This window comes from Paraburkholderia tropica, assembly GCF_914484835.1.
In the GTDB taxonomy this organism is placed as follows: Bacteria; Pseudomonadota; Gammaproteobacteria; order Burkholderiales; family Burkholderiaceae; genus Paraburkholderia; species Paraburkholderia tropica_A.
In genome coordinates, this window is record NZ_CAJZAR010000032.1 from 43,434 (window position 1) to 65,046 (window position 21,613).

General features: G+C 65.5%; 16 protein-coding genes. 12 read left to right on the forward strand and 4 right to left on the reverse strand.

The annotated features are described in order from the left end of the window. The first annotated feature begins 18 nt into the window (after nt 1-18). From LDO54_RS05730 to LDO54_RS05750, 5 genes are all read left to right on the forward strand, one after another. Nucleotides 19-807: an aspartate/glutamate racemase family protein gene (locus LDO54_RS05730; RefSeq protein WP_224007789.1), complete on the forward strand. Its 789-nt coding sequence runs from the start codon at nt 19-21 to the stop codon at nt 805-807. Nucleotides 808-1,065: 258 nt separating this feature from the next. Further along, complete coding sequence (gene puuE / locus LDO54_RS05735) at nt 1,066-2,025, forward strand: allantoinase PuuE (RefSeq protein WP_224007792.1); 960 nt, start codon at nt 1,066-1,068, stop codon at nt 2,023-2,025. Next, nucleotides 2,022-2,543 carry a 2-oxo-4-hydroxy-4-carboxy-5-ureidoimidazoline decarboxylase gene (gene uraD, locus LDO54_RS05740; RefSeq protein ID WP_224007794.1) on the forward strand — a complete coding sequence of 174 codons (522 nt, stop codon included), beginning with the start codon at nt 2,022-2,024 and terminating at the stop codon, nt 2,541-2,543. The genes puuE and uraD overlap by 4 nt, the downstream gene beginning before the upstream one ends. A gap of 78 nt (nt 2,544-2,621) precedes the next feature. Then, nucleotides 2,622-3,632, forward strand: coding sequence for an allantoicase (gene alc / locus LDO54_RS05745; protein WP_224007797.1), 1,011 nt, complete (start codon nt 2,622-2,624; stop codon nt 3,630-3,632). 8 nt (nt 3,633-3,640) lie between these two features. Further along, nucleotides 3,641-4,165, forward strand: a complete 525-nt coding sequence (locus LDO54_RS05750; protein WP_224007800.1) for an ureidoglycolate lyase — start codon at nt 3,641-3,643, stop codon at nt 4,163-4,165. A gap of 125 nt (nt 4,166-4,290) precedes the next feature. Here the strand turns inward: LDO54_RS05750 and LDO54_RS05755 are convergent, their stop codons facing one another. Next, nucleotides 4,291-8,010: an ESPR-type extended signal peptide-containing protein gene (locus LDO54_RS05755; RefSeq protein WP_224007803.1), complete on the reverse strand. Its 3,720-nt coding sequence runs from the start codon at nt 8,008-8,010 to the stop codon at nt 4,291-4,293. 434 nt (nt 8,011-8,444) lie between these two features. Between LDO54_RS05755 and LDO54_RS05760 the strand changes: the two genes are divergently transcribed. The 5 genes from LDO54_RS05760 to LDO54_RS05780 all read left to right on the forward strand — a co-directional run bounded on the left by LDO54_RS05760 (nt 8,445) and on the right by LDO54_RS05780 (nt 14,700). Then, nucleotides 8,445-8,591, forward strand: coding sequence for a hypothetical protein (locus LDO54_RS05760; protein ID WP_224007806.1), 147 nt, complete (start codon nt 8,445-8,447; stop codon nt 8,589-8,591). Nucleotides 8,592-8,713: 122 nt separating this feature from the next. Beyond that, nucleotides 8,714-9,673: a hypothetical protein gene (locus LDO54_RS05765; protein ID WP_224007823.1), complete on the forward strand. Its 960-nt coding sequence runs from the start codon at nt 8,714-8,716 to the stop codon at nt 9,671-9,673. A 91-nt stretch (nt 9,674-9,764) separates the two neighbouring features. After that, nucleotides 9,765-10,964, forward strand: coding sequence for an HlyD family efflux transporter periplasmic adaptor subunit (locus LDO54_RS05770; RefSeq protein WP_356788792.1), 1,200 nt, complete (start codon nt 9,765-9,767; stop codon nt 10,962-10,964). Between the two features lie 2 nt (nt 10,965-10,966). Beyond that, nucleotides 10,967-13,078 carry a peptidase domain-containing ABC transporter gene (locus LDO54_RS05775; RefSeq protein WP_224007830.1) on the forward strand — a complete coding sequence of 704 codons (2,112 nt, stop codon included), beginning with the start codon at nt 10,967-10,969 and terminating at the stop codon, nt 13,076-13,078. A 56-nt stretch (nt 13,079-13,134) separates the two neighbouring features. Beyond that, nucleotides 13,135-14,700, forward strand: coding sequence for a TolC family outer membrane protein (locus tag LDO54_RS05780; RefSeq protein WP_224007832.1), 1,566 nt, complete (start codon nt 13,135-13,137; stop codon nt 14,698-14,700). A gap of 80 nt (nt 14,701-14,780) precedes the next feature. Here the strand turns inward: LDO54_RS05780 and LDO54_RS05785 are convergent, their stop codons facing one another. Further along, complete coding sequence (locus tag LDO54_RS05785) at nt 14,781-15,974, reverse strand: urate hydroxylase PuuD (protein WP_224007836.1); 1,194 nt, start codon at nt 15,972-15,974, stop codon at nt 14,781-14,783. Nucleotides 15,975-16,199: 225 nt separating this feature from the next. Further along, on the reverse strand, nt 16,200-16,553 hold the full coding sequence (gene uraH, locus LDO54_RS05790) for a hydroxyisourate hydrolase (RefSeq protein WP_224007840.1): 354 nt from the start codon (nt 16,551-16,553) through the stop codon (nt 16,200-16,202). Nucleotides 16,554-17,167: 614 nt separating this feature from the next. On the opposite strand from uraH, the gene LDO54_RS05795 reads away from it, so the two are divergent. Then, nucleotides 17,168-18,577, forward strand: a complete 1,410-nt coding sequence (locus LDO54_RS05795; RefSeq protein WP_224007843.1) for an 8-oxoguanine deaminase — start codon at nt 17,168-17,170, stop codon at nt 18,575-18,577. 62 nt (nt 18,578-18,639) lie between these two features. Here LDO54_RS05795 and LDO54_RS05800 read toward each other — a convergent pair whose 3' ends face one another. Continuing rightward, nucleotides 18,640-19,572 carry a LysR substrate-binding domain-containing protein gene (locus tag LDO54_RS05800; protein WP_065060128.1) on the reverse strand — a complete coding sequence of 311 codons (933 nt, stop codon included), beginning with the start codon at nt 19,570-19,572 and terminating at the stop codon, nt 18,640-18,642. 342 nt (nt 19,573-19,914) lie between these two features. Here LDO54_RS05800 and LDO54_RS05805 point away from each other — a divergent pair, with 342 nt between their 5' ends. Then, nucleotides 19,915-21,549 carry an ABC transporter ATP-binding protein gene (locus LDO54_RS05805; protein WP_224007846.1) on the forward strand — a complete coding sequence of 545 codons (1,635 nt, stop codon included), beginning with the start codon at nt 19,915-19,917 and terminating at the stop codon, nt 21,547-21,549. The last annotated feature ends 64 nt before the right edge of the window (nt 21,550-21,613 follow it).

The window sequence follows — 21,613 nt, forward strand, 5'->3', positions numbered from 1 at the left end:
ATCGACGAAGGAAATGCCATGCGTATCAAACTGATCAATCCGAACACCACGCAGCGCATGACGGCCGCGATGGAGCAGTGCGCGCGCGCCGTCGTTTCGCCGGGCACCGACGTGGTGGCCGTGAGCCCGACCATGGGGCCGCCCTCGATCGAGGGCTACTACGACGAGGCGCTCGCGACGCCCGGTCTGCTCGCCGAAGTGGAGGCGGGCGAGCGCGAGGGTATCGACGGCTATGTGATCGCGTGTTTCGGCGACCCCGGTTTGTACGCGGCGCGCGAGCTGGCGCGCGGCCCGGTGGTGGGCATCGCCGAAGCGGCCATGCACGCGGCGAGCGTGCTCGCGCCGGGCTTCTCGGTGGTGACGACGCTCTCGCGCACCCGCGCGATGGCCTGGCATCTGGCCGAGCGTTACGGCATGACGCGTTTTTGCCGCAACGTGCGCGCGATCGACGTGGCCGTGCTCGAACTCGACGAGCCAGGTTCGGCGGCGCGCCGCGCGATCGTCGACGAATGCCGGCGCGCGCTCGACGAAGACGGCAGCGATGCAATCGTGCTCGGCTGCGCCGGCATGACGAGCCTGTGCGCGCAGGTGGAGGACGCGCTGGGCGTGCCGGTCGTCGATGGCGTGACGGCCGCCGTGAAGTGGGTCGAGGCGCTGGTCGCGCTGCGCCTCACGACCGCGAAGCGCGGCGACTTCGCGCGTCCGCTCGCCAAGCGCTACGACGGCGAATTCGCACGCTTCAGCCCGTCCAGTCCCGCAAGCGCCACCGACACGCCGCCGCCGGTACGCCCGCTGCGCTACGGGTAAACGCGTGTCAGGCGAGCATAGAAGCCGGGCGCGGCCCGCCCGGCTCATACACCTCCCTTGACCCGCACTATCTGAGCGTGCGTATGGGCGCGGCCTGACGATTTCGCTACACTGGGCCGGTCCGTGAAGCAGATCGCCGTCGAATCCCGCAAATCCTTGTGGCGCAAGGCTTGCAGGCGGGTGATACCGGTATCGCGCGGACCCAGAATCCGTTTCCAGCGTGTGTTTCATCCTCACCATTCGATAGATTCGACCAGCATGCCACTCGATCCCCAATATCCCCGCGATCTGATCGGTTATGGCCGCCATCCGGTGCAGGCCAACTGGCCTGGCCGCGCGCGCGTCGCGGTGCAGTTCGTGCTCAACTACGAAGAGGGCGGCGAGAACTGCGTGCTGCACGGCGACCCGGCTTCCGAGCAGTTTCTCTCCGAGATCGTCGGCGCGGCCGCGTATCCGTCGCGTCATATGAGCATGGAGTCGATCTACGAATACGGCTCGCGCGCGGGCGTGTGGCGCATTCTGCGCGAATTCGAAAAGCGCGCCTTGCCGCTCACGGTGTTCGGCGTGGGCATGGCGATCGAGCGTCATCCCGATCTCGCGCGCGCGTTCGTCGAACTCGGTCACGAGATCGCCTGCCACGGCTATCGCTGGATTCACTATCAGGACGCCACGCCCGAACTCGAAGCCGAGCACATGAAGCTCGGCATGCAGGCGATCGAGCGCGTCACGGGCCAACGTCCGCTCGGCTGGTACACGGGACGCGACAGTCCGAACACGCACCGTCTGGTCGCGGAATACGGCGGCTTTCTGTACGACTCCGACTATTACGGCGACGACCTGCCGTTCTGGATGGACGTGGAAGTCACGGGCGGCAAGACCTCGCCGCAACTGATCGTGCCGTACACGCTCGACACCAACGACATGCGCTTCGCCACGCCGCAAGGCTTCAACACGGCGGATCACTTCTTCACGTATCTGCGCGACGCGTTCGACGTGCTCTACGAAGAAGGCGACGAAGCGCCGAAGATGCTGTCGATCGGTATGCACTGCCGCCTGCTCGGACGCCCGGGGCGTTTCCGCGCGCTGCAGCGCTTCCTCGATCACATCGAAAAACACGAGCGCGTGTGGGTCACGCGCCGCGTGGACATCGCGCGTCACTGGCGCGAGCACCATCCCCATCAACCGCAACAGAACGCAAACCGCGGGGCCGCCGCATGAAGGCAATGCACTACACCCTCGACCAGCTGAATCAAGCCGCGACCGACGCCTTCGTGGCGGCGCTCTCGGGCATCTTCGAGCACTCGCCGTGGGTGGCCGAAGCGGCCGCGCGGCAGCGTCCGTACGCGAGCATCGACGCCTTGCACCAGACGATGTCGAGCGCCGTCGAAACCTCGGGCGAGGCGCAGCAGCTCGCGCTCATCAACGCTCACCCGGAACTCGCGGGCAAGGCGGCGGTGCGCGGCGAGCTGACCGCCGAATCGACGCGCGAGCAGAGCGGCGCAGGCCTCAATCAGTGCACGCAGGAAGAGTTCGACAAATTGCAGGCGCTCAACCGCGCCTATCGCGAGAAGTTCGGATTCCCGTTCATTCTCGCGGTGCGCGGCTATGACCGCCACGGCATCATCGCGAACTTCGAATCGCGCGTGAGCAACAGCCGCGCCGACGAAATGCGCGCGAGCCTCGACCAGATTTACCGTATTGCGCGCTTCAGGCTGGATGAGCTGATCGACGCGTGACCTGGCGATGCGCCCCGGCAACCGATGCGGGGCGCAGCGCCTTTTTGATCCACCGAAAAGATACGAAGGAAGACAAAGATGGCACTCCCGACTCTCGACCCCAACGCACCTGACTTCACGCGCCGCTACGTGAATCTCGCGGACCCGCGTCTGGGCGCGCAGGCGCTCGAGGCGAGCGACGACTTCTTCGCGCCGAAGGAGCGCATGCTCAATCCGGAGCCGGCCGTCTTTATCCCGGGCAAGTACGACGATCACGGCAAGTGGATGGACGGCTGGGAAACGCGCCGCAAGCGCACGACGGGCTATGACTGGTGCGTTGTGAAGCTCGCGCGTCCGGGCGTCATCAAGGGCCTCGATCTCGATACCAGCCACTTCACGGGCAACTATCCGCCCGCGGCGTCCGTCGAAGCCGCCTATGTGCCTGACGGCGCGCCCAACGGCTCGACGCAATGGACGGAAATCGTGCCGTCGATGTCGTTGAACGGCAACAGCCATCACTACGTGGAAGTGGGCAGCGACAAGCCGTTCACGCATCTGCGCGTGAACATCTACCCGGACGGCGGCATCGCGCGTCTGCGCGTCTACGGTCAGCCGCAGCTGGACTGGCAAGGCGCCAGCCGCACGGAACTGTTCGACCTCGCCGCGATGGAAAACGGCGCGTATCTCGTGGGCGCGAACAACCAGCACTTCGGTCTCGCCTCGACGATCCTGATGCCGGGCCGCGGCGTGAACATGGGCGACGGCTGGGAAACGCGCCGCCGCCGCGAACCGGGCAACGACTGGGCGATCATCGCGCTCGCGCAGCCGGGCATCATCAAGAAGATCGAAGTCGACACGGCGCACTTCAAGGGCAATTATCCGGATCGCTGCTCGTTCCAGGCCGCGCGCGTGGTCGGCGGCACCGACAGCTCGCTCGTGACGCAGGCGATGTTCTGGCCGGTGCTGCTCGGCGAACAGAAGCTGCAGATGGACAATCAGCACTACTTCGAGAGCGAGCTCGCGGCACTCGGCCCGGTCACGCACGTGCGCTTCAACATCATCCCGGACGGCGGCGTGTCGCGCGTGCGTCTGTGGGGCACGCTGGCCTGAGCCTCATCATGAGCGATACCCGTACCACGCTGTCCATCGAGCCGCTCACGCGCGAGGCGTTCGCGCCGTTCGGCGACGTCATCGAGCTCGAAGGCGCGAAGCAGATTCCGATCAACCTCGGCACGACGATCCGCTATCACGATCTCGCGAACGTGGATGTCGCTGACGAGGGCGGCCGCACGCTGGTCAACCTGTTTCGCGGCCAGCCGCGCGTGCTGCCATTCGAGGTGAAGATGCTCGAACGTCATCCGCTCGGCAGTCAGGCGTTCGTGCCGCTCAACGACAAGCCGTATCTCGTCGTGGTGGCGCCGGCCGGCGATCTGGACGTGGCGAAGATTCGCGCGTTCGTGTCGAGCGGCTGGCAGGGCGTGAATTACGCGAAGGGCGTCTGGCATCACCCGCTGATCGCGCTGGGCGACGTGAGCGATTTCATCGTCGTCGATCGTGGCGGCGACGGACTCAATCTCAACGAGCAGGATCTGCCGGAGTCGCTGTGGCTCACGCAGGAAGCGATGGACGCGGCGGGGCGTTGATTTAGGCGCAGGCTTCAGCGTTTTCGCGCTTCGCCATGAGAAAAGCCACGAACTTGCGTTCGTGGCTTTTTTGTTTGCCGCGCGGTTGAGCGCCCGCGAGATGCGAGCGCTCAACCGTGTGCCGATCAGAACTCGTAGCCGACCTGGGCGCGTGCGCCCGCATCGCCATTGTTCGTGACCGCCACGCCGACGTTCGCCAGCCAGTGCATATTGGCCGAGCGATACGTGACGGCGACCGCTGCCGCGCTGCTGCCCTTGTAGTAGCCGCCACCCGCCGCGACCACCGTCTTGCCCGGACCCGAAGGCGTGAGGTTAGGCATGGCCATGGCCGCCGCGACGCCCGCATACGCGTTCTTCTCGACCGTGTTGATCGAGCGTTGCAGGCTTTGCACCTGCTGGTTGAACGTGTTCGACTGCTGCGTGAGCGCGCTGTTCATCTGGTTCATGTTGACTGCGTCCGTGCCCGACGTGCCCGCCGCGACGTTCGTGATCTGGCGTTCCGAACCGGCCGAACCCACCGACACCGAATCCGCACGATCCGCGACCGAATTCGCGCCGACTGCGACTGCGTTCGACGCGGTCGCCGACGCGTTGCGGCCGAGCGCGACCGTGCTTTCGCCCGAAGCGACCGACGAATCGCCGATGGCCGTGGCGTTGTTGCCCGAAGCCGCCGCGCCGCCGCCGACCGCGATGGTCTGCGCTTTGGTCGCCGAGGCGGCACCGTTGGCGCTATTGACCGCGATCGCCGTGGAACCGGTCGTGCTGATGTTTTGCACGGCCTGGTTCAACGCATCGACCTGCAGGTTGGTCGCATAGAGCTGCTGGCCCGTGACGGCGTCCGTGCTGGCCGCGGACAGCGTGCCGTTCTGCAGGCCGCTGAGCTTGACGTTGCCGCCGCTCGTGCTGGCGAGCGTGACCTGATCGTGCGCGTCGGTGTCGTAGTGCAGGGCGCTGCTGTCCGTGCTCGTGCCCGCCGTGGTCGTGTCGGTGGCGGCCAGCAAGGTGCGGTTCACAGCGGCCATATGCGTCGAGGACTGCGCCGAGGAGACGGCATTGGACGCGTCCGAGAGTTCCGCGAGCGCGCTGGTGTTCTGCGTCACGCGGTTGTCGAGGTTCGCGATCGCGTCGCCGACGTTGTTGACGACCGAGCCGCCCACCGAATACGACGGCGCCACGAACACGCCCGCCGAATTGATCGACGCGCCGCCGCCGAGCGCGCTCACGACGCTGCGCATCTGGCCCACGTTGACCGCGTCGTTGTCGGCCTGACCGGCAGCCATGTTGACGATGCGGCGCGTGTTGGCCTGGCTCTGGGCGGTATAGCTGTTGCCGTCGGCGTCGTACGCGGTGTAAGCGCCCGTGCCGTCGCTGCCCACCGAGACCGTGTTCGCCTGGTTGGCCACCGAACCCGCGCCGAGCGCGACTGCGTCCTTCGCGTTCGCATAGGCCTGCACGCCGAGCGCGATGGCATTCATCGCGGGCGTATAGGCGCTCGAACCGATGGCGATCGAGCCCGCGCCCAATGCGCGTGCGATGTCGGTGGGAGCCGCGCCGCCCGCGCCGTTTGCGTAGCCCGCGACCTGCGAGTAGTACGCCGCGGTCTGGTAGGCGCTGCTGCGGCCCGACGAATCGACGCCGGAGCTGCCATTGACGTCCGCACCGAGTAGCGCTGCGCTCTTCAGCGACAAGCCGCCAAGGCCCGGCGTGAGCTCGGCGATAATATCCGCCACCTGTCCGACGTTGACCGCGTCGGTTTGCAGAATGCCGTTGGCGACGTTGCTGATGCGCGTGCCGACCGGCAAGAGTCCGTCAGCGCGATCCTCGGTATTGCGGAAATACTTGCTGTCGCCCACACCCGGGTTCAGTTCGATATGCGGGCTGCCCGAATCAATCGTGCCCGGGAGATAGGTGACGGCCTGGTTGGTCACCACGCCCGTGCTGTCGAACTGGAAGCCGGCGGAAGCCATCTGTGCCACGTTCACCGCCGCACTGCTGGCGATGCCGTTCGCGAGACCCACGAGCTGGCGCGCGCCCTCGGTGCCCGTGAAATCGACATTCGCGCCGTCCGTTTCCTTCGCGACGGTGATGTCGCTCGTCGCGTTGTCCTGCTGGACCAGACCGACCTTGCCGTGCGTGATGTTGTACGTCAGGTTGTTGATCGTCGTGGTGTTGGCGCCGGTTTCCTGGATCGTCGCATAGAGCTGCGATCCGTTGACTGCGTCCGTGGACTCCGCGTTCAGGCGACCCGCGGCGACGTTGATGATCGTGCGTTCCGCGTTCGTGTCGCCGATGCTCAGCGTGCCGACGGGGTTCGCGCCCGCGAAGGTGTAGTCGTTGTCGCCGATCGTGGCGCCGGTGGTCGCTACAGGCGACGCGGTCTTCGCGTCCGCGCCGAGTGCGATCGACAGGCTCTCCGTAGCGAGGGCGTTCACGCCGATCGCGAGGCTCGCAAATCCGGACGCCGTTGCGCCGTCACCGAACGCGGCGGAATTCGCGCCGATTGCCGCTGCCGCCGGACCCACCGCGACCGAGTGATACGCGGTCGCGCTGCTGCTCGACCCGACCGACACCGCCGAGCCGCCGGATGCCGTGCTGCCCATGCCGATCGCCACGTCGCGCCATTCGATGGCTGAGGCGCCGGCGCCGAGTGCGATGTCGCCGGCGCCGAACGCCAGGGCATTCAGACCAATGGCCACGCCATAGTCGCCCGTGGCGTCTGAGTTCGTGCCGAGCGCCACGCCCACATAACCGCCCGTCGTCGCGCCAGAGCCGATTGCGATGGCGTAGGCGCCGGTTGCGCCATCGTTGTTGTAGTTGCCGTAGCCGGCATCGCTATTCACACTGAGATAGTGCAGCGCGGAACTGTCGATTTTCTTGTCGACGGCATAGAGCTGCGCGCCCGTCACCGCGTCGGCGCTCGATGCGGTGACCGCGCCATCCGCGAGATTGGTGAGCTTGACCGGCGACGCTGCGTCCGCGCCGCCGAGCGTGACGGTGTCGTGCGCAGACGAGTCGTAGAACACGGCGTCGGCGAGCTTGCCGTTGATGTTGGTGATATCGCCCGCGAGGTTCGTGACGTTCTGGTTCGTGGCGTGAAGCTGTGCACCGTTGACGGCGTCGGTGCTCGTGTCGCTGAGGTTGCCCGCCGCGACGTTGGTGAGCTTGACCGGCGCCGCTGCGTCCGAGCCGCCGAACGTGACGGTGTCGTGTGCCGACGAATCGTAACGCACGACATCGGCGATTTGGCCGCCGATCAGCTGTTGAGCCGCATACAACTGCGAGCCGTTCACCGCCTGCTTGCTATCTGCCGTCACGTCGCCATCGGCCACGCCGACGATCTTGTGGCCCGTCATCATGACCTGGCTGTCGAACGAAGTCTTGCCGAAGACCTTGACGGCTGCGTCGTTGCCGCTAGTCGCGGCGGTCCCGTGGATCTCGACGGTGGTGCCGTAATTCACGAGCGTGCCGTTGCTATACCCCGACACGCGCGCCGTGGAAGCGCCGAAACCGTAGCCGCCCTTGCCGTCGCCGGCGTTGTTCAGCGAGAAGGTGAGACCGTCGGTCGTGCCTTTGCCGTCGGTCGAACAGTCGAGATTTTCGGAGCCGCCCGTATTGCCCCACGCGTAGCCCGACGCGCCGGAGCAGAGTTCGAGCGAACCTTTGCCGACCGTACCGGCCGTTGCCGCACTGGCCGAACTTCCCGCGAAAGTCGCGAAAATGCCGATGGCACCGGTGGCCACAACGGCGAGCGTGCGCGCCGACTTGCCCCGCGCTGCGGCGGTTTCCGGAGCAGCCACCCACGTTTGGTCTTTTTCACTCCAGACAGAGCGATATATTTTGTTCATCTAATTATCTCGATTGAGAAGGGTATAACTGATGCACGTGACTACCCGCATCGGCTCGACGTGTTAGCGACGCTTTTTCGCGGCTTCACGCCATGCCGAATTTATGTGGGGCATGATGCGCGGGGAATACGATTTGTCTGAAATGAGATGGGACTGAGTCGCTCGTCAGTCGCAAGACAAGGACGCGAAACGAGACGGCCGCTCAGGCAATCCGGCGTGTTTTGGCAGCAGCATTTGGGGAAGTCCGAACGGCGATGTAGGGAAAGTGCGATGACCAAAGGGGAGTTGCTGCATCAGCCATCAGTAGACCTTTAATTCTTGTGGTCGCAGATGAAAAAGTGTCAAGGCGAATTGAAGCGGGGAAAAAGTCTGATAACAATGGTCGCGCCACCAAAAACGGGGTGGCTTAATTCAATTAATAAGGAAACCTGATCATGAAAAAAATCGAACGTGCACAACTCAACGACATCAAGGCCGCTGGTGGCTGCTGCAAGAGCTACTGCGCGCCGCGCCGTTCGTCCGCACCGGCTCCGGTTGTTTCTTCGGGCAGCTCGTCGGGCGGCACGCCGGTTCCGCGCTGATCGGGCGTTGATCGCCTGAAGTAAGCGGGAAGGGGGCTCGCCCCCTTCTTGAGTCCTGGCGCGATTGACGCAGGAATTCGGATGCTGTGCGGAGCGAGTCGGCCGCACGCGATAATTTTTTCATGCCCATGTCGTTCCACTTTGCCCGGCCGTCTCTCAGGCATTTGTGTGCCTTGCCGGCAAACGCGATTCTTATGGTGCGCCGTATGATCTTCGCGCGGTTGTCGTTCGCGAATGTCGAACGTGTCGCCTTGCTGAGCTGGCTGGTCGGCAGCGCCTACAACGGCCGCGTACGCGCGAGCGGCGTCGCACGCTACGAGGCGGGGCGCATCGATGTCGGCCTGACGCGCGCGCAAGCCTTGCGGACCATGTCCGCGCGCGAACGCGAGACCTTGCTCGACGAGCGTCTCTATGCCGGCCGGGCGCTGCGCCGCGATGTCTGGCCCGATCTGCGCGCCGCCGGTGCGCAAATTGCACAACGGATTCGCGAGATCAAGGCCCGCGAGCCAGGCCGAGCGGTTCTGCTCTCGCCGTTTCACTACGTCTCGCAGTACGCCAACATCTATGTGATCGACGAGGTCCGAAAGGGACTGGGGCTCGCGTCCATTGCGGTCGTGTCGGCTGTGCCGCGCGACGTTTTTGGCGACGATCGGGCGATGATTCCCTCGGTGCCCGTGCTCTATACCTACGACAGCGACAACGAGCAGCGCAATGGCCTGGGGTTGCGCGTCGTGCGCGCGCTGCGTCGTGACGGCGTGCTCGCGATCTTCGCGGACGCCGCGCCGTTCACACTGGCGAAGTTTCCGATGGAAACGGTCGGCGTCACGATGGCTGGGCGTGCCGCGCGCGTGCACAACGGTGTCTTTCGGCTCGGGGCGCCGTTGGATGCCTGTTTGCTGCCGTTCTATCTGACACTCTCGAACGGGCGCTTCGGCGTGCACGTAATCGAGCCGATCGACCTTGCGTCAGATGAAGCACCGCAGCGGCTCGCCGAATCCATTGAACGCGCCCGTCGCGACAACTACCCGGACTGGCTGTTCGCGGGCCATCCGTGCGCCTATCACTTCGCGCCGACACGCTGATCCCGTCACACCGCCGTTTACAACAAGCTGTACGAACCACACGCATTGCCGGCAACACAGGCAACGGGGACCTCATAAAAAGATGGAATCGATGCATCTTCCCGAGTTCCGGGATATCCGCTGGCGCTGGATAGCGTATGCAACCTCGGCGTTCGTCGTTGCGGGCGTGGTGTTTGCGTTCACGTACGAAGTCGAACTCAAGCAGGACGTGCGCTGCGAAATCGTTTCGCCCGCCGAAATCAAGATCCAGGGCGAGACGGGACTCGTCACGGCGATCTACGTGGAGCCGCCCGCGCGCGTCACGGCTGGACAGCCGCTGTTCCGTCTCGAACGCGACATGTCGCTCGCGAACGATGGCACACGACGTGCCGCGTTCGATGCGCAGGTGCGCGACGAGGAGCGGCGCGCCGCCGACGCGCTTTATACGCAGCGCCGAATCGATCTGAATGCGCAGCTCGCGACCGCGCGCGCGAACGAGGCGAGCCGCCGCGCGGAACTCGCGCAGCTCGGCGAACAAGGCGTGCAAAACGGTCAACTCGTCAGCGAGGCGCAGCGAAAACTCGCGCGGCTCGAATCGGTATCCGATTACGTGGTGGCCGACCGTATCGAGCAGGCGCGCGCCGATCTGCACCAAAGCCGTATTGCGCGTGCGGAATCCGCGTCGCGCCGGCAACAGACGCTGGCCGCGCTCGCCGATCTGCAAAACTCGCAAACCACGCTCGCGGCGCAACTCAAGGAACTCGACGCGAGTCACGCGCGCGATCTTCAGGAAGCCGACGCGCGCTTCGAGCAGAACCGTCGCGACGCCACCATTTCCGCGCCCAAGGCGGGCGTCGTGACGTTCTCGCGGCTGGTGCAGGGCGCGACGCTGCAAACCTCCGACATCGCGATGGTGATCGTGACCGACGCCACGCAGCCATTGCGCGCCGAATTGCGCATTCCGTCGCGGCGGCGCGGATTCGTGCGCGAAGGACAGACAGTGCGGCTGAAATTCGACGCGTTTCCCTACGCGAAATTCGGTTCCTACGAAGCCCGCATCGATGCGATCTCGCGCACGACGGTCAGCTCTGCGGCGCCGATGCCTCCTGGCGCGAACGCCGACAAGTCCTCCGCTGCGCCGCCCGGTGACGAGTATGTCGCCTGGGTCACGCTGCGCGGGCACACCTTCGACTACGGCAAGCAGCGCTTCGAGATTCTGCCTGGCATGCAGGCGAGTGCGAGCGTCGTAGTCGAGCGGCGCACGGTCGCCGAGTGGGTGCTCGAACCGCTGTTCAAGATTGCGCGAGGCTAGTCATGCAGGTCATTTATCAGAATGAAGTCGCGGAATGCGGTTACGCCTGTCTCGCGATGGTGCTGACGCATCTCGGCCGCGCGACGGAAGTGCGCGAGCTTTCCGGGTATCGCGCGATCTCCGCCAACGGCCTGACGCTGATGGATCTCTACGACGTCGCGACTGAGTTCGGCCTCGAAACGCAGGCCTTCCAGTTCGAGCCGAAGGACGTCGGCGATATCAAGCGCGGTTCGATCGTCCATTTTGGCGGCGCGCATTTCGTCGTGATCGAAAGCTGTTCGCGCCATTATGTGAAGCTGATCGACCCGGCGGTGGGGCGCAGGCGCATCGCCATGGACACGTTTCTGGCGAACGTGTCGGGCTACCTGATCGAGTGCGCGCCCACGCCCGCGATGCAGCGCATCGCGAAGCGCGCGCGCGTGCCGGCTGCGCTTGCGCAGTTGCGCAGTCTCAATCCGCAGATGCGCGGACGCCTCGCGAAGATTCTGTTCGTCGCGCTGGGCAGTCAGTTCGCGATTCTCGCGCAGCCGTATTTCGGCGCGTTCGTGCTCGATCACGTCGTAGCCGCCGACAATCTCAACCTGCTCAACGTGCTCGCGCTGACGTTCGCGGGCATCTTCCTGGCCGGTGCGATCAGCCAGTACGCGCAGGGCGTGCTCGTCGAGTTGCTGCACGCGCTGATGAGCGTGAACGCCACGCAAGGATTGCTCGGGCATCTGCTGCGTCTGCCGATCGCGTACTTCGAGAAGCGCAATGTCGGCGACGTGTTCTCGCGCGTCAAGGCGCAGGACGAGGTGACGGGATTCGCCTCGCGCTCCGTCGTCACGCTGTATATCGACTTGACGGTGGGACTGCTGGCCTTGCTGCTGATGTTCGTGCAGAACGCCCGGCTGTCGTTGATCGTGCTGGCGATTTTCGCGCTCTATATCGTGGTGTCCGCGTCGATGTTCGCGTCGATGTGGGAGACGCACGCGCGCGTATTCAACGAGGCCGCGCGATGCGACGATGCGCTCATCGAAACCGTGCGCGCCGCGCCGCTCATCAAGCTCTCACAGGGCGAGACGCGTCGCGTCGCGCGCTTCATGGAGCAGTTCCGCGGCTATGCGTCGGTGTTATTCCGCAGCAGCCGGCTGACGGCCACGCGCGACGCCGTGCTCAAGCTGCTCGCGCATGCCGAGACGCTCGCCGTCACGTGGTTCGCGGCGAAGCTGATGCTTGCGGGCAGCGTCTCGGTAGGCGCGTTCTACTCGTTCATGATCTACAAGTCGCTGTTTTCGGATCGCATCGCGCACGCCATCAATACGGGCTTTGCGTACTTCATGCTGAGCGTGCCGGTCGCGCGCGTGGACGACATCACGCAGCACGAAACCGAGCGCTATACGCCGCTCGAAGACCGCCACAAGACTGTCGAAGCGCGGCGTTTCGAGCACATCAGCGTGCGCGACGTGACGTTCGCCTATGGCGTGTCGGACATGCCGGTGCTGCGCCACGCGAGTATCGAGATCGCGCGCGGCGACAAGATCGTGATCACGGGACCGTCGGGCGCGGGCAAGTCCACGCTGTTCAAGCTGCTTGCGGCTGCCGAACAGCCGCAGGCGGGCGAGATCCTGCTCAACGGCATCGCGTGGCCGAATCTCACCGTCGATGAAATCCGCCGCCACGCCGTGCATATGCGCCAGGGCGACATCATCCTGCACGGTTCGATCGCCGACAATATCTCGCTGTTCGAAGGCAACGCCGACGAAGCGCGCATTCACGCGCTGCTCGAAGCCGTGGGCCTGCTCGACGACGTGATGCGTCTGCCGATGCGCACGCGCACCACCATCAGCGATTCGCTGGCGAATATTTCGGCGGGGCAGCGTCAGCGTCTGCTGCTGGCGCGCGCGCTTTACCAGCCGCGCGAATTGCTGCTGCTCGACGAACCCACGTCGAATCTCGATCCGGTCGCCGTGCGGCAGATCGCGTCGCTGCTGCAGCGTATCGAGCGCACCGTCGTCGTGATTACGCACGACGTGGCGATGGCCGAAGGTTTCGACCGGCACTATCGTCTGATGGGCGGCGCGTTCGTGCGCGTCGATCGCGCGCAGGCCGAAGCGGCGATGGAGTCGGCGTGATGGCGGCATGGAGATTGAAGCGAATTGCGCACGCGGTTTGCGTGTTGGCATGCGCGGTGTCGACTCCCGCTGCATACGCGGCGGATCTGCTCGGCGTGGTCGAGAGCACGCTCGATCATGACGCCACGCTCGCCGCGTCGCGCGACGCGTATCGAGCCGCGATGCAGGCGGTGCCGAAAGCGCGCGCCGGGCTGTTGCCGCGCGTGCAGGGCGGCTGGGGCCGCGCGTACAACGGCATCGTGATGGAAAGCTTTCCGACGATGCACTACTGGCAAAGCGGCTGGACCGTTTCGCTCGTGCAGCCGGTGTTCGACTGGTCGCTGTGGACGGCGTATCGTCAGGCCGATTATGTGGTCGCGCATGGCCGGCTGGAGGCCGCGGCTGCGGCGCAGGACGCGATCCTGCGCGCGGCGCAGGCCTATTTCGATGGGCTCGCGGCCGAGGACGAACTGGCGCGCGCGAACGCGTATCGGCAGGCGCTCGACGCGCACTATGCGCTGTTGTTGCGCGCGAAGGCGGCGGGCGAGGTCACGCTCATCGATCTGCGCGAGGCGGAATCGAGCCGCTCGCAGGCGCAGGTCCAGTGGCTCGATGCGCAAAGCCAGGCGCGACTCGTGCGCGTGGCGCTCGAACGGCTGACGGGGGCGCCGGTGGACACGCTCGCCACCTTGCCCGCGCGCGTCGCGCCGCCCGCGCTGCAGCCCGTCGATGTCGAGCCGTGGGTCACTCAGGCGCAAACGCGTGCGTACCCGGTGCAGATCGGCGAGATGGCCTTGCAGGTCGCGAAGTTCGATACGGAGAAGGCGCAGGCGGCGCACTATCCGAACGTCGCGTTGCAGTTCACGCATACGCCCGCTGGCGCGGGCGGTGGCTATTCGCGCCCGACGACCACCACGACCGGCATGCTGCAAGTGACGATTCCGGTGTTCTCGGGCGGCGAAACCACGGCGCTCACGCGCGAAGCGCAGGCGCTCGAAGACAAGGCGCGCGACGAACTCGAAGCGGCCGTGCGCGAGGCGGCGGCGAATGCGCGCGACGGCTGGCTGCGCGTGAACGCGGGCGCGGCCCGCAGCGTGGCGCTCACGCAGTCGGCGCAGCGCGCGCAGGACGCACTGGAGGCGACGCGCATCGGCTTTCGCGCGGGCAGCCGCACGAGCTTCGACGTGCTGCGCGCCACCGACACGCTGTACGCGAGCCAGCGCGATCAGATCCGCGCGCGCTACGACACCGTGCTGGCCTTGCTGAAGCTGCTGGCCGAGGCGGCGATTCTCGATCTCGACGAAGTGGGGCGCATCAACACGCAGTTGTTTGCGCACGAGCCGGGCGGCGCGGCGATGCAGCCGATGCAACCGATGCAGCAGACACGAGGCAACGCGAGCCGCGTGAGCGTCCCCGCACGGCCAGAACCGCTTCGTGCAGAAGTGCCGCTTATCGACGTCGCGCGCATCGAAGCGCAGCCTCCACAACAAGCGCCACGCACAGCCGCCGCCACTCCCGCGCCGCTGGCGCCAGCGCCTTCCGCGCCTTCCTCACAAGCTCCCACGCCACGCTCGATCAATGCCGCCGACCTCGCACCCGCGACAGCGGCCTTAGGCGGCGGGTATCTGCCGATCACCCCCTAACCGCAGCAGCCCGGAAAAAAACAAATGCTCGAAGCAACGTCTGCTTCGAGCCTTTGCGATTCACTCAAGCGATACGCGCCTTACTGCTTCGCGCCGCCCTGGAACCACATCGCGATCTTCTGGCGCTCGTCGTCGGTCATGTGCGTGACGTTGCCGAGCGGCATCGCCTTGAGCGTCACCGCCTGCTGATACAGACGCTGCGCGTTTTGGGTGATCTCGTCGGGCGTATCGAGCATCACACCGGCCGGCGCCGCGCCCATCAGCGTCGGGTGGGCCGAGTGGCAACCCGCGCAACGCTGCTGAAGAATCGGCTGGATGTCGCCGACCTTGATCGTCGGCGCATTCGCGGCTTCGGCTTGCGGCACGACCGGGCGCGGTAGCGTCCAGACCAGCGCGACGAACATCAGCGCGATGCCGCCGAGCGGCAGATACCAGAGCTGCTGGCCACGGTGACGCATCACGAAGAACTGGCGGATCAGCGCGCCGGCCAGCATGATCACCACGAGCACGGCCCAGTTGTAGGCGTGCGCATAGGTCATCGCGTAGTGGTTCGACAGCATCGCGAACACCACCGGCAGCGTGAAGTAGGTGTTGTGCACCGAACGCTGCTTGCCGCGCTTGCCGTAGATCGGGTTCGGCACTTCGCCCTTGAGCATCGCGGCGACCATCTTGCGCTGGCCCGGGATGATGACGAAGAACACGTTCGCCGACATGATCGTCGCCAGCATCGCACCCATGATCAGATACGCGGCGCGGCCCGAGAAGATGTGGCACGCGAGGTACGCGGCGATCACCACGTAGAGACCCACGCACACGCCGAGCAGACGGTCTTTCGTGCCGAGCAGGCGGCACAGCGAGTCGTAGACGATCCAGCCCGCGGCGAGGAAGCCGAGCGCCGAGAAGATCGCCACGACCGGGCCCATGTCGAGCACGTTCTTGTCGATCAGGTAGGTGTTCGGCGCCATCAGATACAGCACCGTGAACAGCGACGCGCCCGAGAGCCACGTCGTGTACGAAGGCCATTTCGACCAGTGCAGGTCGTCGGGCATTTCGGGTGGTGCGACCGTGTACTTCTGCATGTTGTAGAAGCCGCCGCCATGCACGTGCCAGAGTTCGCCGAATACGCCGCGACGGCGCTGGTTCGGGTCCGTCGGCGGTTTCAGGCTGTTGTCGAGCGCGACGAAGTAGAACGATTCGCCGATCCAGGCGATCGCCGCGACGACGTGGAACCAGCGCAGCGCGAGGTTCAGCCAGTCAGTGATAAAGCCTTCCATGAAACTCCTCCACTCCTGATTCGTGACGCGCGCAGGGCATCGTCCGGGGATCGATGCGCCGCCGCGCGCGGACTGCGGGGCTGGACGCCATGCAAAGAGGCGGCGTCGTGCAAGCAGGGCGATGTAGCGCCGCTGCGCCGAAGTTGAACTAGACGTTGACCTCGTCTAGCCGCTGTCTCTGCGGTCCGTCTGTTCTTGTGTGCGCTATGCGGGAAAGCCGTGCGCTCAACTGCCGCGATACGTGCTGTACGCCCACGGCGAGACGAGCAGCGGCACGTGGTAGTGCGCGTTGACATCGGCGATGCCGAAGCGCAGCACGACGCGATCGACGAAGCGCGGTTCCGGCACCTTCACGCCGAGCGCGGCGAAGTAATCGCCCGCATGGAACACGAGTTCGTATTCGCCGGCGGCGAGCGCGGCGCCTTCGAGCAGCGGTTCGTCGCAGCGGCCGTCGTGGTTGGTGGTCACGGTCTTCAGCGCGCGACGTGCCTCGCCGTCGAGCGCATGAAGTTCGACCTTGATGCCCGCGCCGGGACGGCCGTTCGCGGTGTCGAGCACGTGGGTAGTCAGCTTGCCCATTCGCAGTTTTCCTTGTGTTTTGCTGGTGTCATTGCGAGGTTGCGGCGGCAGCCCGATCCCGGAATTCGGTGCGGCGGATCGAGGCTCCACGTCGCTGGCGTGACAGTGGCTACATACCCGTCGGCGGATCGATGCGAGCGCCGTGAACGCATTTTAAGAACGATCGGGCCTCCAGCGCGCGAGCGATAAGAAAGATAATGCCGGCAGCATGAGCCTCAAGCGCCGCGCCCCTCCTGGCGGCCTTCCGGCGCGATCCAACCCGCATTTTTCATGCGGGTTTTCACCCATGAGTACATCCTAGCCGCGCCAAAAATCGACCTTTATATGCTGGGCGTGAATTCGGGTATCTCGGTGGCGCGAATTGTCAGCATTTTTTTGACCGCCGAAGGTAGAGCCTGTGCGCCGCCCGAGTGTGGAATTGCGGGCCGCGCATCCCGAAGACGGCGCTGCGCGCCGGGTAACCGGGCCAGCGGCGTCCTTGCGGGGATGCGTCGGCACCGGTTTCCGGCTGAGCGGCGCGTGCGGCAGGGACGTCTGTCAACACCCAGGGCCAGGGCCCGAACGCCGCGGCGCGGCATCGCCGACGCGGCACGACAACGGAGCGAACAGACACGATGGAACCCACGAACCGCACGACGAACGGTATGGCGCGCGAACCCGGCAAGGGCAAGACCCTGCTCGTGAAGAACGCCGACATGCTGGTGACGATGGACGGCGCGCGCCGCGAGATCCGCGGCGGCGGCCTCTATATCGAGGATAACCGCATCGTCGCGGTCGGCCCGACGGCGGAACTGCCGCCCGACGCCGACGAAGTGATCGACGCCACCGGCCATCTGGTCACGCCGGGTCTCGTCAACACGCATCACCACATGTACCAGAGCCTCACGCGCGCGCTGCCCGCCGCGCAGGACGCCGAACTGTTCGGCTGGCTCACGAATCTCTACAAGGTCTGGGCGAACCTCACGCCCGAGATGATCGAAGTCTCGACGCTCACGGCCATGGCCGAGCTGCTGCTTTCGGGCTGCACGACGTCGAGCGACCATCTGTACATCTATCCGAACGGCAGCCGTCTGGACGACAGCATCCGCGCGGCACAGCAGATCGGCATGCGCTTTCATGCGAGCCGCGGCAGCATGAGCGTGGGCCAGAAGGACGGCGGTCTGCCGCCCGATTCGGTGGTCGAGCGCGAGGACGCGATTCTCGCCGACACGCAGCGCCTCATCGAGACGTATCACGATGAAGGCCGCTACGCGATGCTGCGCGTGGTCGTGGCGCCGTGCTCGCCGTTTTCGGTGAGCCGCGATCTGATGCGCGAGTCGGCGACGCTGGCGCGGCACTACGGCGTCTCGATGCACACGCACCTCGCTGAGAACGTCAACGACATCGCCTATAGCCGCGAGAAGTTCGGCATGACGCCCGCCGAATACGCCGAGGATCTGGGCTGGATCGGCCCCGATGTCTGGCATGCGCACTGCGTGCAGCTCGACGATCACGGCATCGGCCTGTTCGGGCGCACGGGTACGGGCGTCGCGCATTGTCCGTGTTCGAACATGCGGCTCGCGTCGGGCATTGCGCCGATCAAGAAGATGCGGCTCGCGGGCGTGCCGGTCGGGCTGGGCGTCGATGGCTCGGCGTCGAACGACGGCGCGCAGATGGTGGCCGAGGCGCGTCAGGCGATGTTGCTCGCGCGAGTCGGTTTCGGACCCGATGCGATGACTGCGCGCGAGGCGCTCGAAATCGCGACGCTGGGCGGCGCGAAAGTGCTCGGACGCGACGACATCGGCGCGCTCGCGCCGGGCATGGCCGCGGATTTCGTCGCCTTCGATTTGCGCCAGCCCTTGTTTGCGGGCGCGCTGCACGATCCGGTCGCGGCGCTGGTGTTCTGTGCGCCATCGCAGGTCGCGTTGAGCGTGATCGGTGGACGCGTAGTCGTGAAGGAGGGCGTGTTGCAGACCGTCGAACTGGGTCCGGTGATCGAGCGCCACAATGCGCTCGCTGCGCGGCTCGTGCAGTCGGCGCGTTAATGCGTTCCTGAAGGGGGATGAAGCGCGAAGCGGCGCTGAATGCCGCTTCGCATGAACATCCGTTAAGGCTTGTCGATCAGCGTCTTCGTCGCTTCGGCGACGAGGCCGCGCAACCAGCGCACTTCGTCCGAATAATGACAACGCTCGTGCCACAACTGGTAGTACTGCATCGGCGGGAAATCGAGCGGCGCGGGCACGACCGTGAGCGGCAGGAAGCGCGCGTAATGGTCGGCGAACAGGCGCGTGGTCGTGAACACGAGATCGGACTTGATCAGCACGTAGGGCGCGAGATTGAAGTACGGCAGCGTGACGACCACATGACGCTTGAGACGCTCGCGCGCGAGATGCACGTCGATGGCGCCGCGCTGGCCCACGGAATAGGGCGTGGGCGCGAGATGCGGCGCGTTCAGGTACTGATCGAGCGTGAGTCCGCCGCGCTTGGCGAACGGATGCGTGTTGCTCATCAGGCAGACGATCTGGTCGACGAACAGATTCGAGAGGTGCAGCTGCTCGGGCGGCTCGGGCCAGTTGCCGATGACGATGTCGAGCTTGCCTTCCTCGAGCGCGAGTTCGTAGTCGAACGCGGGGCCGAGCGAATGGAATTCGAGCGTGGCGTTGGGCGCGGCCTGACGGAAGCGCTCGACGACAGTGGGCACGAACAGCACGTTCAGATAGTCGGGGCAGCCGATGCGATAGCAGCGGATCGACGTGGCCGGATCGAAATTGTGCTGCTGGAAACGGATGCGCTCGATCTCGCGCAGCGCGTTCTGCACCGGTTCGAGCAGGCGCAGGCCGTATTCGGTCGGCACCATGCCCGACTTGCCGCGCACCAGCAGCGGATCGCCCGTGATGTCGCGCAGACGCCGCAGCGCCGCACTGATCGCGGGTTGGGACTGATTGAGCTTGACGGCGGCGCGCGTGACGCTGCGTTCCATCAAGAGGGTATGCAAGACGCGCAAGAGGTACGTGTCGATCGCCTCGCGTTGCTGACTCATGAACAACTCTCCGAATTATATGTTTTGGCTGATCGAAAGGCTTAGTGGGTATATGTTTTTTAATATGGACAAAAAGGGCCGTCAAGAGCGGCGAATCCCGACTTCGGGCGAAAGCCCTGCCGATGCTGGCGCGCTCGCGCCAAATAACCGGTATACGCCTGTGAGGTCTGGACGGCGGACATTTTTGATGTCTCGACGTTGGCAGGGCTAACAGGTATCGTGACCCGCGCAGCGGCGCTTCGCGGGCATGGCACGAAGCTGCATTCATATCGGATAAAGCAACCGGCTTTCTTACACCGGCTGCAACCCACGCGCACCACAACGAACTACGGCACAACTTCCATGGGCGATTCATCTTCACGTCAGGCCAGCACGCCGCGACTCGCGCTTTTTGGCATCACGAAGCAATATCCGGCCGTGCGCGCCAACGACGACGTCACGCTGACCGTCGCGCCCGGCGAGATCCACGCGCTGCTCGGCGAAAACGGCGCGGGCAAGAGCACGCTGATGAAGATCGTCTACGGCGCGGTGCGCCCGGATGCGGGCGAGATCCGCTGGGAAGGCGAGCGCGTCGAGATCGCGAGTCCGGCGGCGGCGCGCAAGCTCGGCATCGGTATGGTGTTCCAGCATTTTTCGCTGTTCGAAACGTTGACGGTCGGCGAGAACATCGCGCTCTCGCTCGACGAGGCGTTCGATCTGAAGGCGCTGGCCAAACGCATTCGCGAGGTGTCGGCGCAATACGGGCTCGACGTCGATCCGCAGCGCCATGTGCACAGCCTCACGGTGGGCGAGCGCCAGCGCGTGGAGATCGTGCGCTGCCTGTTGCAGAACCCGCGTCTGCTGATCATGGACGAGCCCACGTCGGTGCTCACGCCGCAAGCGGTGCGCAAGCTGTTCGGCACGCTGCGGCGGCTTGCGTCGGAAGGCTGCAGCATTCTCTACATCAGCCACAAGCTCGACGAAATTCAGGAACTGTGCGACACGGCCACCGTGCTGCGCGGCGGCAAGGTCACGGGCAACGTGAATCCGAGCGAGGAAACGCACGCGTCGCTCGCGCGCCTGATGGTCGGCCGCGATTTGCCCGATTACACGCGTCGCGCGCACACGCCAGGCGACGTGCTGCTCGACGTGAAGCAACTGTCGATGCCGAGCGACGATCCGTTCGGCACCTCGCTCAAGGATGTGTCGTTCGGCGTGCACGCGGGCGAGATTCTCGGCATCGCGGGTGTCTCGGGCAACGGTCAGGCCGAACTGCTCGCCGCGCTCTCGGGCGAAGCGCAGACCTCGCGTCACGGCACGCCCGCGGACGCGGTGACGATCTGCGGCAAACCGGCCGGACGGATGTCGGCGGGCGCGCGCCGCAAGCTCGGTTTCGCCTTCGTGCCCGAAGAACGGCTCGGACGCGGCGCGGTGCCGGCGATGTCGCTCGCGGAAAACGCGCTGCTCACGGCGCATCGCGAAGGCATGGTGCGCTCGGGCTGGCTTAAGACCGGCGCGATGCGCGCGTTCGCCGAGCACTGCATCGGCGCCTTCGACGTGCGCTGCGGCGGCCCCGACGCGCTCGCGCAAAGTCTCTCGGGCGGCAATCTGCAGAAGTTCATCGTCGGGCGCGAGATCCTGCAGACGCCGAAGGTGCTTGTGGTCGCGCAGCCCACGTGGGGCGTCGACGTCGGCGCGGCGGCGTTCATCCGGCAGCAGTTGCTCGATCTCTCCGCGCGCGGCGTGGCGATTCTCGTGATCTCCGAAGAACTCGAAGAACTGTTCGATATCTGCGACCGCATCGCCGTGCTTGCGGGCGGACGCCTGTCGCCCGCGCGTCTCACGGGCGAGACCAACGCCGAAGAAATCGGCCGCTGGATGGCGGGGCTGTTCGGCGAGCGCGCGGAACAGAGCGGGCCGCAGACGGGGCAGCAGGATGGCCCACGCAACGGCGACGAACCGCCCGCCGAACCGGCCGCGCCCACGGCGCACGCGTGAGCGGCACGAGATACGACACGACTCGCCGCGCATAACGACAACGACGCAACGTTTCCGATCACAC